Source organism: Mycobacterium deserti (assembly GCF_025345615.1).
GTDB classification, from domain to species: domain Bacteria; phylum Actinomycetota; class Actinomycetes; order Mycobacteriales; family Mycobacteriaceae; genus Mycobacterium; species Mycobacterium deserti.
Genome location: NZ_JAODWD010000004.1, coordinates 574346 through 587710, shown reverse-complemented (window position 1 = coordinate 587710; position 13365 = coordinate 574346). Strand labels below are relative to the sequence as shown.

At 66.4% G+C, this 13365-nt stretch carries 11 protein-coding genes and 1 tRNA gene; 6 read left to right on the top strand and 6 right to left on the bottom strand.

The annotated features are described in order from the left end of the window. Positions 1–54 precede the first annotated feature (54 nt). The 3 genes from pdhA to N4S67_RS19105 all read left to right on the top strand — a co-directional run bounded on the left by pdhA (position 55) and on the right by N4S67_RS19105 (position 3581). On the top strand, positions 55–1164 hold the full coding sequence (gene pdhA / locus N4S67_RS19115) for a pyruvate dehydrogenase (acetyl-transferring) E1 component subunit alpha (protein ID WP_260994555.1): 1110 nt from the start codon (positions 55–57) through the stop codon (positions 1162–1164). Positions 1165–1347: 183 nt separating this feature from the next. Then, complete coding sequence (locus N4S67_RS19110; protein WP_260994554.1) at positions 1348–2406, top strand: alpha-ketoacid dehydrogenase subunit beta; 1059 nt, start codon at positions 1348–1350, stop codon at positions 2404–2406. Next, entirely contained in the window at positions 2403–3581 is a 1179-nt protein-coding gene (locus N4S67_RS19105; protein ID WP_260994553.1) for a dihydrolipoamide acetyltransferase family protein, read from the top strand. Before N4S67_RS19110 ends, N4S67_RS19105 begins: the two co-directional genes overlap by 4 nt. A gap of 1 nt (position 3582) precedes the next feature. Here N4S67_RS19105 and N4S67_RS19100 read toward each other — a convergent pair whose 3' ends face one another. The 6 genes from N4S67_RS19100 to N4S67_RS19075 form a co-directional block, all read right to left on the bottom strand. Further along, entirely contained in the window at positions 3583–4335 is a 753-nt protein-coding gene (locus N4S67_RS19100) for an enoyl-CoA hydratase (protein WP_260994552.1), read from the bottom strand. A 23-nt stretch (positions 4336–4358) separates the two neighbouring features. Then, on the bottom strand, positions 4359–4679 hold the full coding sequence (locus N4S67_RS19095; protein WP_260994733.1) for a hypothetical protein: 321 nt from the start codon (positions 4677–4679) through the stop codon (positions 4359–4361). A gap of 176 nt (positions 4680–4855) precedes the next feature. Continuing rightward, positions 4856–5467 (bottom strand): class I SAM-dependent methyltransferase, encoded by a 612-nt coding sequence (locus tag N4S67_RS19090; RefSeq protein ID WP_260994551.1) that lies wholly within the window; start codon positions 5465–5467, stop codon positions 4856–4858. Positions 5468–5485: 18 nt separating this feature from the next. Continuing rightward, positions 5486–6823 (bottom strand): PE-PPE domain-containing protein, encoded by a 1338-nt coding sequence (locus N4S67_RS19085; RefSeq protein WP_260994550.1) that lies wholly within the window; start codon positions 6821–6823, stop codon positions 5486–5488. 65 nt (positions 6824–6888) lie between these two features. Then, positions 6889–7644 (bottom strand): acyl-[acyl-carrier-protein] thioesterase, encoded by a 756-nt coding sequence (locus N4S67_RS19080; protein ID WP_260994549.1) that lies wholly within the window; start codon positions 7642–7644, stop codon positions 6889–6891. 40 nt (positions 7645–7684) lie between these two features. Further along, positions 7685–7758: transfer RNA gene (locus N4S67_RS19075), tRNA-Arg, on the bottom strand. A gap of 124 nt (positions 7759–7882) precedes the next feature. On the opposite strand from N4S67_RS19075, the gene N4S67_RS19070 reads away from it, so the two are divergent. From N4S67_RS19070 to N4S67_RS19060, 3 genes are read left to right on the top strand one after another with little or no spacing between them, the layout of a single operon-like run. Continuing rightward, the gene (locus N4S67_RS19070) at positions 7883–9367 is read left to right on the top strand and encodes a wax ester/triacylglycerol synthase family O-acyltransferase (RefSeq protein ID WP_260994548.1); all 1485 of its coding nucleotides are present in this window, start codon (positions 7883–7885) and stop codon (positions 9365–9367) included. Continuing rightward, a complete protein-coding gene (locus tag N4S67_RS19065; protein ID WP_260994547.1) occupies positions 9364–11019 on the top strand; it encodes an HAD-IB family hydrolase/lysophospholipid acyltransferase family protein in 1656 nt (551 codons plus the stop codon). The genes N4S67_RS19070 and N4S67_RS19065 overlap by 4 nt, the downstream gene beginning before the upstream one ends. Then, positions 11016–13355, top strand: a complete 2340-nt coding sequence (locus N4S67_RS19060) for a glycerol-3-phosphate 1-O-acyltransferase (RefSeq protein ID WP_260994546.1) — start codon at positions 11016–11018, stop codon at positions 13353–13355. Before N4S67_RS19065 ends, N4S67_RS19060 begins: the two co-directional genes overlap by 4 nt. Positions 13356–13365 lie beyond the last annotated feature (10 nt).

Here is a 13365-nt window from a genome sequence, read left to right as displayed (position 1 = left end):
AGCACCTCAGTCGCCTGACGGCGCGACCCGCCGTCAGTGACCCAAGGAGGCGGTATGGCAGGGTCGGTTTCGGCACCCCTGACGTCGGTCGACGTCGAGATGGAGCCGGTTCAACTGGTCGCCCCGGACGGGACGCCGACCACCACGAGCACGGCGGATCCCTACCGCCGAGACTTCCCACCCGAGACGCTGGCCTGGCTCTATGAGTCGATGGTCGTCACCCGCGACCTCGACGTCGAGTTCGTCAACCTTCAACGACAGGGTGAGTTGGCGTTGTTCGCGTCGTGCCGCGGCCAGGAGGCCGCGCAGATCGGTGCGTCCGCGTGCCTGCGCAAGACCGACTGGATGTTCCCGCAGTATCGCGAGATCGGCGCGTTCCTGCTGCGCGGCATCACGCCTGCGCAGATCGGCGCGGTATGGCGGGGCAAGTGGCACGGCGGGCTCGGCTTCACCGACAAGTGCGTCGCGCCCATCGCCATCCCGATCGGCACCCACGGACTGCATGCGGTGGGTGCGGCAATGGCGGCACAGCGACTCGGCGAAGACTCGGTCACGTTGGCGTTCCTCGGCGACGGGGCCACCAGCGAGGGCGATGCGCACGAGGCGCTGAACTTCGCAGCGGTGTTCAAGGCGCCGTGCGTGTTCTTCGTGACGAACAACCAGTGGGCGATCTCGGTACCGGTCAGCCACCAGATGGCGGCGCCGTCCATCGCGCATCGGGCCGTCGCCTACGGCATGCCGGGCGTGCGCGTCGACGGCAACGATGTGCTGGCCTGTTTCGCGGTGACGTCGGAAGCCGCGAAGCGGGCTCGCGACGGCGGCGGGCCGACGCTGATCGAGGCGCTCACCTACCGAATGGGTCCGCACACGACCTCCGACGACCCGACCCGGTATCGATCCGACGACGAAGTGGCACAGTGGGCCGCGCGCGATCCGATTACGCGCTACCGCACGTATCTGCAGTCGGTAGGGGTGTGGAGCGACAGACTCGAGGAGCGAGTCGGGGCGAGGTCCAAACGCTTACGCGCCGAATTGCGCGACGCGATCGTCGGCGCCGAGGACTTCGACGTCACGGAGATGTTCGACACCGTCTACCACGACATCACCCCGGACCTGGTCGCTCAGCGCGAGCAGCTGCGCGCCGAGCGGGCGAAGGAGGCGTGACATGACGCAGCGCACGCGAGGAGCGATATGACGCAGCGCACGCGAGGAGCGATATGACGCAGCGCACGCGAGGAGCGATATGACGCAGCGCACGCGAGGAGCGATATGACGCAGCGCACGCGAGGAGCGATATGACGCAGCGCACGCGAGGAGCGATATGACGCAGCGCACGCGAGGAGCGATATGACGCAGATCATCGAGCGGTCCGCCTTTCCCGGTGAGGACCAACCGAGCGGTCCCATGCTGACCGAGGTGCAAGCCGCGTCGACGCTGACAATGGTGCAGGCGATCAACCGGGCGCTGCACGATGCGATGGCCTCCGACGACCGGGTGCTGGTGTTCGGTGAGGACGTCGCAACCCTTGGTGGTGTCTTTCGCGTCACCGAGGGACTGGCCGAAACTTTCGGCGTCGAGAGGTGTTTCGACACGCCGCTGGCTGAGTCCGGCATCATCGGCATCGCGATCGGCATGGCGCTGCGGGGACTGGTACCGGTGCCCGAGATCCAGTTCGACGGGTTCGCCGCACCGGCGTTCGACCAGATCGTCAGCCACCTGGCGAAATATCGGATGCGCACCCACGGGGATGTGGACATGCCGGTGACGATCCGGATTCCGTCTTTCGGCGGAATCGGTGCGGTGGAACATCATTCGGAGTCCACCGAGAGTTACTGGTTGCACACCGCAGGACTGAAGGTGGTGGCGCCGTCGACGCCGTCGGACGCCTACTGGCTTCTGCGTCAGGCGATCGCAAGCCGCGACCCGGTCGTGTACCTGGAACCGAAGCGTCGGTACTGGGCGCGGGAGGCGGTCGATACGCATGTGCCCGGCCTTCCGTTCGGACGGGCCGCGGTTCGGCGCATTGGAGCCGATGCCACCGTGGTGACGTACGGATCGCTGGTGGCCACCGCGTTGAGCGCCGCGGAACTGGCGGCGCAGCAGCATGATTGGAGCATCGAGGTCGTCGACCTACGGTCGTTGAACCCGCTGGACTTCGACACGGTCGCGGATTCGGTGCGCAAGACGGGCCGCGTCGTGGTGATGCACGAGGGCCCGCGCACGCTGGGGTTCGGCGCCGAACTTGCCGCCCGCATCCAGGAGGAGTTGTTCTACGACCTGGAAGCACCGGTGTTGCGTGCCACCGGGTTCGACACGCCTTATCCGCCGGCGCGGCTGGAGAAGGTGTGGCTGCCCGGCGTTGACCGACTTCTCGACTGCGTCGAGCGGACATTGAGGCAACCATGAGCGGCGGCGTGCGGGACTTCCTCGTTCCCGATCTCGGCGAAGGCTTGGAGGACGCGACGATCACCGCGTGGGAGGTAGCGGTCGGTGACGTCGTCGAACTCAACCAGACGCTGTGCACGGTGGAGACGAACAAAGCCGAAGTCGAGATACCGAGCCCGTATGCCGGGCGCATCGTCGAACTCGGCGGCGCTGAAGGGCAGACGCTAGCCGTCGGATCCGTGTTGGTTCGCATATCGACGTCTGCCGCTGCGGGCGCCGAACCGAAGCGCACTCCGGTGCTCGTCGGGTACGGCGCTGACGACGCGATGGACAGCAGCAGGCGGGCCAACGGCGCACCTGCGACGCGGCCGCGGGCCAAACCACCGGTGCGCAAGTTGGCCGCTGACCTGAACGTCGACCTGCATGCGGTGACGGCTTCCGGCCCAGACAGCGTCATCACCCGCGAGGACGTCATGGTGGCGGCAGGCCGGTCGGCAACCGATCCGGACACGGTGTCGGTGCGGGGCGTGCAAGCGGAGATGGCACGCCGAATGACGCTGTCGCGCCGCGAGATCCCCGATGCTCATGCGGGCGTGCAGGTCGACGGCGCGAAACTACTGCGGCTGCGAGACCTGTTGCGGGACAGCTGCGAAGACGCGGTGACACCGTTCGTGTTGACCTTGCGGTTGTTGACGATCGCGCTGCGGCGACACCCGGCCCTGAATTCGACGTGGGTCGAGACGACCGAGGGTCCCCAGGTTCGTCTGCACTCGGGGGTGCACCTGGGTTTCGGCGTGGCGGCCCCGCGCGGGCTGCTGGTTCCCGTCATCGAGGACGCACAGGACAAGACCACCCGCGAACTGGCGGCGGTGGTGGGTCGATTGATCGACGATGCGCGGGCAGGCACGCTGACACCGGCGCAGTTGCAGGGCTCGACGTTCACCGTGTCGAACTTCGGCGCGCTCGGTCTGGACGACGGTGTGCCCGTCATCAACTATCCGGAGGCAGCCATCCTGGGGATGGGCTCGCTCAAGCCGCGGCCGGTGGTGGTCGAGGGCCACGTCGTCGCACGGCCCACGATGTCGCTGACGTGTGCGTTCGACCATCGCATCGTCGACGGCGCGCAGGTCGCGGCGTTCCTGTGCGAGGTACGCGACCTCATCGAGTCACCGGAACTGGCGCTGCTCGACCTCTAAATCACTTGCGCTGCGCGGCTTGGAGGCGACGCGCGAACTCGGGCGACTCGATTGACAGGGCCTGCGGGCCGAGTTCGGTGTCGACCGCGAGCCTGTGCTGTTCGGTGTCGACGAAGCCCGGGTTAGCGGTGGCCCGCATCGACGCCTTCGTCGCGAGCACCACTTCGCGGGGCGCCGAGGCGGGGCCGGCGGCCAGTGCGCGGGCGGCCGCGACCGGATCGTCGGCGATCTCGAGAGCCAGGCCGTGCCGGACGGCGGATTGCGCGTCGAACCGCATGCCGAAAAGCAGCGACGCGCGAGCCACCTGTGGGCCGACACCACGCTGCAACATCCACGTGGCGCCGCCGCCCGGGTGGATGCCCAGCTTCTGGAAACGCGGATCGAACAGCGCCCCCGGACCTGCGATACGCACGTCGGCGGCCAGTGCGAGATTCATCCCGGCGCCGACGGCCGCACCGTTGACGGCGGCGATCGTCGGCAGCGTGCAGTTGGCGACCGCAAGGAATCCGTCGTAGATCTTGCGCAGGCCATCCTCGGTCGCCGCACCCAGCGCGGTCAGGTCGGCTCCGGCGCAGAACGCCTTGCCCGCGCCGGTCACGATGAGGGCGTGGACGTCGGCGTCGGCTTCGGCGGCATCGACGGCGGCGCGCAGAGCCGCCGATATCTCCGCGGTCACCGCGTTGCGGCGGTCGGGGTCGTTGACGGTCAGCAGCGCGACGCGATCCTCGACATGGACCAGTACCGGTTCGGACACGAGGCTCAGCCTAGTGACAGCGTTCAGTTGGCGACCGTCAGCGTGACGTTGGCCAGCGCCACCGCCACGTCACTGGGTAGGACGTCCATGAATGTCGGGACGTCGCGAACGGCGGGGCCGCTCGCGATGACGTTGCCGGGAAAGCCCGCGCTGCAGGGGAAGTTGTGGCACCGGTACCAGAAACCGGGCGCGCTCTGATAGGGGTACATGCTCGGTGCTTGGTCGACCCGGTAGCGGCCCGGTTCGATCGAGGCCGTCGTCCATCCCGGGCGAGGGTTGGTGACGACGTTGAACACGCCGTTGCTGCCGTAGCTGGGCGGGCCGGCGTGAGCCGCCGGTGCCATGGCACCCGCCAGCAGCACCCATGCTGCGATGACCGCAGGTGCGTGGGTGGCGCGCCGGCCTGGCTTCACGCCGTGAGTGTAGCCAGTTCGGCGGGGGCTAATCGGCGGTTTCGCCGTCGTCGGCAGCAGGTACTGCCGGGGGTGGTGGTGTCGGTTCACTCGTGGCGCAGGTGAATTTACGGGACCCGCCCGTTCGACCACAGCATGCGATATCTGTAGTACAGGCCGCGCCGGATCCAGGCGCCCGGCAGAACGTCGTCAACCGTGCGGCGAATGTCATCGAGCCCTTCCGTCGGCTCGGCCACCCGCACGCCGACGTCGCGGATCTCTCGGTGCCACCACGACCCCAGCCGCGCCGCAGGCACGCACGCCACTGCCCAAGCCCAATCGCGCACCGTCTTGTTCGCCGACACGCCCACGACTGCTATTTCTCCGCCGGGTGTCAGAAGGTCTCTCGATTTCTGCAGCGACGCCCGCAGATCCATGTGGTGCAGCGTGGCGACGAAGGTGACGAGGTCGAACCTCCGGCCCTCGGCGTCGAAGTCGTCGAACGTCTCATGGGAGACGGATACGTGATCAAGCGTCGCCAGGCGCTCGGTGGCCTTTTCAGTCGCCCACCGGTCGGGATCAATCGCCGTCACCGACCGTGACACCGCGGCCAGACGCTGCGCGAGAAGGCCCTCCCCACACCCGGCATCCAGGACGTCGCCGTGGTGCCTCATGGCGATTCCTACCAGCCATCCGTGATATGCGGCGTTGTGGTTCCAGTACTCGCCGTCGGCCGTCATGCCGACGACTGTGCCACGCTACGACTCGTCGCCGTTGTCGCCCTTGTCGCCGTTGTCAGGGTCGTCGCCTGCGGTGCCAGGATCGGCGGCCGCCGGATCGGCGTCATCCTGATTCTGCGTGGGCGTCTCCGGCTGGGTGATCGTTGAATCCTGCGCAACGTCAGGGGTTTCCGACTCGTCCTCACCGATCTTTCCCGGCACGGACTTGTCGCTCTGGCGCTGCACGTTGGTCAGCGGCTTGGTCGCCTTCTCCGGCTCTTCCCCCGACTCGATGATGGTCTGCTCTTGATCGTCGGCGGAAGTGGAGACCACGGCGTCATCGACAGTCGACTCGGCCGGCGGGATCGGCGCGAAACCTTCCTGGACCGCACCCGGAATCTTCGAGATCGTGTCGGCGATCTCCGCGGGCGACGGGAAGAGCCGCGCCGGCTTGTACTGGCTCGGATCTGCCGGGATGGGATTGCCGCCGTAGTAGGCGGAGTCGACGATCAGCTTCAACAGCGGTTCAGCGCGGTCGGCAATCATGTCGCCGATGCCGAACGGTACGACGTCGCGGATCAACCGCGCCAGCGGCAACTGATCGGTCGTGTAGGTGACGTACGTCGTCTTGCCTTTCTGAACGACGTATGCGATGACCCGACCGTCTTCGGAGACCGTGCATGTGCTCGAACCGCACGTCGGATTGCCCTGGTCGTCTACCGGCAGGTCGATCTGCTGCTGATCCTGATACCCGTACAGGTAGGCGACCAGCGAGTTGAGGTGGGCCAGACCATTGAACAGGTCGGCAGGAGCGTTGGAGTTGTAGTTGTACTGATAGGCGGTGACGATGACCGTCGCGCCCGTGTCGGTCGGCGTGGGGAACGGGTTGACCCCGATCAGCGCGAACCACGGATACCTTGTGCCGAAGCCGCCATCGGGTGCCGACACGTTGTTGTCGAGTACCCAGACGGTCTTGCCCACGACGGGATCGTTGCGCTGCGCCAGCTGCCCCAACAGCAAACTCGCGTTCGCGGCGCCCCAGCCCGAGGCGACGACGGCGTTCCTCGGGTCGTCACTATTGGCTTGCAGCGCCTGGCCGATGCCCCACGGGCCGGTAAGGAAGTTGACGGTGGTGATGTCGTCGCCGGATGGGCCGGTGAACTGTGGATCCCTGAACTGTCCTCCGAAGAAGTCCTGAACACCGGCGCCGGAGGGGTTGGTCGAGCTGCCGACGGCGATCAGCGCGGTGAGGTCGACCAGGGGCGAAGAGATCGATGCGGGCTGTGTGGCGGCAACGCCTACGACGCTGGTCGCCACGCCGACGGCCGCGACGCCCATCGCCAATCGCGTCCCGCGCTTTCTGCCCGGTCGCACCATCTCAATTCCTCCCCGTCGGTCGTGTAGCAAACGTATCCTTCCAGGTCGCGGCGGTCCAGTCGCCGTCACGAGAGCTTGCGGAGCAGCGCCGCGGCACGGACCTCTTCGCCGACAGCTATGGCGATGTGCACATCGTCGTCGCGGCGGGCCCACCGCAGCATTACCTCTTCGCCATACCGGATCGGCTTGCGATATTCCACGACAGCTCGATACGGCGGTCTGCAGATCTCGGGCTGTGCTGCCATCACTTCGTGGATGGCGTGCCAGTACGCAGTGTTGGTGACGTGTTCGAAAACGTCGATGTCGGTGCGACGCAAGGCGAATGGCATTGTGACGTCCGCGTCGGCCGGGTCCGCCAGCCACGGCCGCCATTTGAGGCGGTGCACCTCGGTGGTGCTCGCGAACTTCTCGATCAGACTGTCGGAGACCCGCTGCGGGGTGAGCGTGCGCTCGTTGATGGCGATCCAGAAGCCCTCGGTCTCGATACGGCCGCCGTCGCTTCCGACGAGGTCGACGCGCATGGAGCACCACCTGGTCGACAGCGCCGGACACCACCGACTGAACGACACCTCATTGGGCCACTCGATGGGTTGGACCACGTCGATCACCGTGCGCTGGACGAGCCAGTGCGGATGTTCTTCGGCCTCACCGGCGTCGAGCAGATTCTCCGCACCCACCTCCTGGATGTAGCGGGCCACTCCGTCGAGGCGTAGTCGCAAGTCGCCGTCGATGTCACCGGTCGGAACGGGCCACGAGGTCCGGTACACGTAGCCGGCATCGGGACGCGGACTCAGCCGCCGGTAGGCATCGTTGCTTGGCATCGCGTCCTGTGTACCCGGTGGCAGGTCGGCGCCACATCAGCGCCCCCGGCAGGAATCGAACCTGCGACATTCGGATTAGAAGGCCGATGCTCTATCCAACTGAGCTACGGAGGCAACGCCAGAGAGTCTATCGCCTGGGCACGTGCCCTCAGCTATTAAAGGTCCCTCGTGCCGCCGGGTGGCGGACTAGCGTGGTGACGTCATTACTTCACCGTCGAATGGAGGGGAGCGACGACCCATGAGCGACGTGCCGGACCTCGACGCCGCGGGACTCCCGGAAGAACTCAGTGCGCTGGACCAGATCCTGCATCGCGGAGAAGGCAACCCGCGTACGCGCTCAGGGATCATGACGCTCGAGATCCTGGATGGCACGCCCGACTGGGAGCGGTTCCGGGCCAGGTTCGACAACGCCTCGCGGAAGGTGCTGCGGCTACGGCAGAAAGTCGTGACGCCGACCTTGCCGACGGTCGCGCCGCGGTGGGTCATCGATCCCGATTTCAACCTCGACTTCCACGTCCGCAGAATCCGCATTCCCGAGCCCGGCACCATGCGTCAAGTGATGGACCTCGTCGAGGTCGCCGTGCAGTCGCCACTCGACATCTCCCGGCCCCTGTGGACGGCCACCCTGATCGAAGGACTCGAGGACGGGCGAGCGGCGGTGATGATGCACCTGAGCCATGCCGTCACCGACGGAGTCGGCGCCGTCGATATGTTCGCCAACATCTACGACCTCGAACGCGATGCGGAAACGGCCGCTCCGGCGCCTCTGCCGATCCCGCAGGATCTCTCGCCCAACGACTTGATGCGCCAAGGCATCAGCCGGCTGCCCGGCACCATCGCGGGCCGCATGCGAGGCGCGTTGTTCGGCGCCGCGCACGTCGTCGGAGAGGTCGTCCGGGATCCGGTACATCGATTGGGCGGCGCCGTCGACTACGCCGTGTCGGGCGCCCGCGTGATGGGACCGGTCGCCGAACCCTCGCCGGTTCTGCGACGGCGCAGCCTGTCGTCGCGCAGCGAGGCGATCGACATCGAGTTCGGCGATCTGCACAAGGCGGCCAAGTCCGCGGGTGGCTCGATCAACGACGCCTACCTGGCTGGGCTCTGCGGCGCACTGCGGCTCTACCACGACGAGATGGGCATCCCGATCGACACCCTGCCGATGGCTGTGCCGGTCAACCTGCGGTCCGATGCCGACCCGGCGGGCGGAAACCGTTTCGCCGGAGTCAATCTCGCGGCCCCGATCGGTCTTCTGGACCCCGAGGTCCGCATCAAGAACATTCGCACGCAGATGACGCGTAAGCGCGAAGAACGCGCCATCGACATGGTCGGCGCGATCGCACCGCTGATCAGCCTGTTGCCCGACTCCGTCCTCGAGTCGATGGCCGGATCGATCGTCAACTCCGACGTGCAGGCCAGCAACGTACCGGTGTACGCGGGCGACACCTTCATCGCCGGCGCGAAGATCCTGCGGCAGTACGGCCTTGGCCCGCTGCCTGGGGTCGCGATGATGGTCGTTCTGGTCTCGCGCGCAGGTTACTGCACGATCACCACGCGATACGACCGTGCGGCGATCACCGATCCCGACCTGTGGGCCCGGTGCCTGCTGTCGGGGTTCGACGAAGTGCTCGCACTCGGCGGCGACGGCCGCGCCGTTCCGGCTACCTTCACCACTGACGCACCCGCACCCCCGCCCATCTCATCGAATGGAAGTGCGCAGCAATGACTTCGGGAAACGGCGAAGCGCGGCAGAACAATCGCAGGACCATGCGCCTGCCCGGCTCTGTCGCCGAGATCCAGGCGAGCCCGGCGGGCCCACAGGTCGGCGCGTTCTTCGATCTGGACGGCACACTGGTCGCCGGGTTCACCGGGGTGGTCATGACGCAGGATCGGTTGCGCCGCAGGCAGATGTCGGTCGGCGAGTTCGTCGGCATGGTGCAGGCGGGGTTGAATCACCGGCTGGGCCGCTCCGAATTCGAGGATCTCATCGGCAAGGGCGCCCGCATGCTGCGCGGGAACTCTCTCGACGAGATCGATGAACTCGCCGAGCGGCTGTTCGTCCAGAAGATCGTCAGCCGCATCTACCCGGAGATGCGTGAGCTGGTCCGTGCGCACATGGCCCGCGGACACACCGTCGTGCTCAGCTCCTCCGCGCTGACCGTCCAGGTCGAGCCGGTTGCGCGATTCCTCGGCATCGGGAACGTGTTGAGCAACAAATTCGAGACCGACGAGAACGGCTTGCTCACCGGAGAAGTCCTTAAACCGATCATCTGGGGGCCCGGCAAGGCCAGGGCCGTGCAGAGGTTCGCGACCGAGAACGATGTCGACCTATCCAAGAGTTACTTCTACGCAGACGGCGACGAAGACGTCGCGCTCATGTACCTCGTAGGGAACCCGCGACCCACCAATCCTGCGGGCAAGCTTGCGGCGGTCGCCGCGAAGCGCGGGTGGCCGGTGCTGCGGTTCACCAGTCGCAGTGGCAGCAGCCCACTTTCGCAGCTCCGTACCGCGGCAGGCATCGCCTCGATGGCGCCGATCGCCGCGGGAGCCCTCGGGCTCGGCGTGTTGACGCGTAATCGGCGCACCGGGGTCAACTTCTTCACCTCCGCGTTCGGCCGGACACTGTTGACCACCATCGGTGTCGACCTCCAGGTTCTCGGCAGGGAGAACCTGACCGCGCAGCGGCCCGCGGTGTTCATCTTCAACCACCGGAACCAGGCCGACCCGCTCATCGCGGGGCGACTTGTCGAGACCAACTTCACCTCCGTCGGGAAGAAAGAGTTGGAGAAGGACCCCATCGTCGGCACGCTGGGCAAGATCATGGATGCGGCGTTCATCGATCGGGAGGATCCGCGAAAGGCCGTGGAGGGTCTGAAGAAGGTCGAGGAGCTCGCCCGCAAGGGCCTGTCCATCCTGATCGCGCCGGAGGGCACCCGCCTCGACACCACCGAGGTCGGCCCGTTCAAAAAGGGGCCGTTCCGCATCGCGATGTCAGCCGGAATTCCCATCGTGCCGATCGTGATTCGCAACGCCGAGGTGATCGCCGCGCGCGACTCCAGCGTATTCAATCCCGGCCGCGTCGACGTCGTGGTGTACCCGCCGATACCCGTCGACGACTGGACACAAGACAACCTGCAGGAGCGCATCGACGAAGTGCGCCAGCTCTACCTCGACACGCTCACCGACTGGCCACACGACGAGTTGCCCACACCCGAGCTGTACACACGAAGGAAGAAACCGCCGAAGAAGGCCGCAGGCAACGGCGCAAAGAAGGCGCCGGCCAAGAAAGCGCCGGCCGAGAAAGCCGCGAAGACAGCCGTCAAGAAGGCGCCGGCCAAAAGGCCGGCTAAAAAGGCTGCTGGAGAACGCAAGTCGTGAAGCGCTCGGCTGACCACTACGCCCCGTTCACACCGACCGATGATGCGCTCGTGCTGGCGTCGGTGTCATCACAGGCCGAAAAGGAGCTGCTGCACCAGTGGCTGAAGCAGCAGCGACACGAACACCCCGACGCCAAAGTCGAGGTGCTGCAGTTGCCTGACGACGACCCGCCGCCCGGTGTGCTGGCCCAGCTCGTCTCCGGGCTGAAAGCCGACGAGGACCGGTCCGTGGTACCGGTGCGTGTGTTCTGGGTGCCCGGCGGCCTGCCGACGCGTTCGAAGGTGGTGGCGCTGCTGTCCGGCCGCGACACCTACCGACCGCCCGACATCCTCCAGCGCCGAATCCTGCGCAAAGACCCGTCACGGGCCCGGGTGGTCGCCGGCGAACCAGCCAAGGTGTCCGAACTGCGCCAGCAGTGGACGGACACCACCGTCGCCGAGAACCCAAGGGAATTCGCCCGATTCGTCATTCGACGTGCCATTCTCGCGATCGAGCGGGTCGAACTGCGTCTGCTCGGTCCCGAGTACAAGTCGCCTCGGCTGATCAAGCCCGAACTGCTGGCGTCGGCGCGGTTCCGCGATGGGCTGTCCCAGATTCCCGGTGCCGAATTGGACAAAGCCGGTGAGATGCTCGACGAGCTCTCGACCGGGTGGAGCCGGTTCTCGGTCGACCTCATCCCGTCGCTCGGGCGAGCGATCTTCAGCCGCGGTTTCGATCCCAACATCGACTACGACCGCGACGAGGTCGAGGCGATGCGGCGTAACCTGGAGAATCACCCTGCGGTGCTGCTGTTTTCGCACCGGTCCTATCTCGACGGCGTGATCGTGCCGGTGGCGATGCAGGAGAACCGGCTGCCGCCTGTCCACACGTTCGCCGGTATCAACCTGTCCTTCGGCTTCATGGGCCCGCTGATGCGCCACTCCGGTGTCATCTTCCTGCGCCGCAAGCTCGACGACCCGCTGTACAAGTATGTGCTGCGGCAGTTCGTCGGCTACATCGTGGAGAAGCGGTTCAACCTCAGTTGGTCGATCGAGGGCACCCGGTCGCGCACCGGAAAGATGTTGCCTCCCAAGCTCGGTCTGCTCGCCTACGTCGCCGACGCATACCTCGACGGGCGGAGCGAGGACATCTTGCTGCAGCCGGTGTCGATCAGCTTCGACCAGCTCCACGAGACGGCCGAGTACGCGGCCTATGCCCGCGGCGGTGAGAAGACGCCCGAGAGCCTGTCGTGGATGTACAACTTCATCAAGGCGCAGGGGGAGCGTAACTACGGCAAAATCTACGTCCGCTTCCCCGAGGCGGTGTCGATGCGCGAATACCTCGGCGTGCCACACGGGCCGATGGCCGAGGACGAGGCGGCGAAACGCCTTGCTTTGCAGAAGATGGCCTTCGAGGTCTCGTGGCGCATCCTGCGGGCCACCCCGGTCAACGCGACGGCTTTGGTGTCGGCGCTGTTGTTGACCACCCGTGGGGTGGCGCTGACGCTGGACCAGTTGCACCACACGCTGCAGGACTCGATGGACTATCTGGAGCGCAAGCAGACACCGATGACCAACAGCGCGCTGCGGCTGCGGACTCCCGATGGCGTGCGGGCGGCGCTCGACGCCTTGTCCAACGGACATCCCGTCACATGCGTGGAGGGCGGCAGGGAGCCGGTCTGGCGGATCACCCCCGAGAACGAACATGAGGCCGCGTTCTACCGCAACACTCTCATCGACGCGTTCCTCGAGACGTCAATCGTCGAATTGGCGCTCACGAGTGCCGCGCGTGCCGACGGGGATCGGTTGGAGGCGTTCTGGAACCAGGCCATGCGGTTGCGGGATCTGCTGAAGTTCGACTTCTACTTCGCCGACTCCGCGGCGTTCCGCGAGCACGTGGCCGAGGAGTTGTCCTGGTTTGACGACTGGGAGACGCGGGTCGTCGCCGGCGACGTCGACGTGCTGCTGCGCGCCAAGAAGCCGATGATCTCAGGCGCGATGCTGCGACCGTTCTTCGAGGCCTACGAGATCGTCGCCGACGTGCTGCGCGACGCGCCTGACGAGATCGACGACAAGGAGTTGACGAAGAGGGCGCTGGGCCTGGGTAACCAGTACGTCGCACAGCACCGGGTGCAGAGCAATGAGTCGGTTTCGGCGCTGCTGTTCGCGACGGCTCGCCAGGTGGCCGCCGACCAAAAACTGCTGACGTCCGCAGCCGACCTCGCCGAGCGTCGCACCGCGTTTCGTGACGAACTGCACGCCATCCTGCGCGACATGGACAAGGTCGATCAGATCTCGCGCGAACAGTTCTATGCGCGCGAACGCGCACGGCGAAGCGTCCCCGGCGGCCCCGTCTGACAGACGCCAT

What these genes read in the sequence shown, in the direction of transcription:
- N4S67_RS19090 (WP_260994551.1), bottom strand. Translation starts at nt 5,467, where the DNA reads ATGACGGCCGACGGCGAGTACTGGAACCACAACGCCGCATATCACGGA.
- N4S67_RS19065 (WP_260994547.1), top strand. Translation starts at nt 9,364, where the DNA reads ATGACTTCGGGAAACGGCGAAGCGCGGCAGAACAATCGCAGGACCATG.
- N4S67_RS19070 (WP_260994548.1), top strand. Translation starts at nt 7,883, where the DNA reads ATGAGCGACGTGCCGGACCTCGACGCCGCGGGACTCCCGGAAGAACTC.
- N4S67_RS19085 (WP_260994550.1), bottom strand. Translation starts at nt 6,823, where the DNA reads ATGGTGCGACCGGGCAGAAAGCGCGGGACGCGATTGGCGATGGGCGTC.
- N4S67_RS19110 (WP_260994554.1), top strand. Translation starts at nt 1,348, where the DNA reads ATGACGCAGATCATCGAGCGGTCCGCCTTTCCCGGTGAGGACCAACCG.
- N4S67_RS19105 (WP_260994553.1), top strand. Translation starts at nt 2,403, where the DNA reads ATGAGCGGCGGCGTGCGGGACTTCCTCGTTCCCGATCTCGGCGAAGGC.
- N4S67_RS19095 (WP_260994733.1), bottom strand. Translation starts at nt 4,679, where the DNA reads ATGGCACCGGCGGCTCACGCCGGCCCGCCCAGCTACGGCAGCAACGGC.
- pdhA (WP_260994555.1), top strand. Translation starts at nt 55, where the DNA reads ATGGCAGGGTCGGTTTCGGCACCCCTGACGTCGGTCGACGTCGAGATG.
- N4S67_RS19080 (WP_260994549.1), bottom strand. Translation starts at nt 7,644, where the DNA reads ATGCCAAGCAACGATGCCTACCGGCGGCTGAGTCCGCGTCCCGATGCC.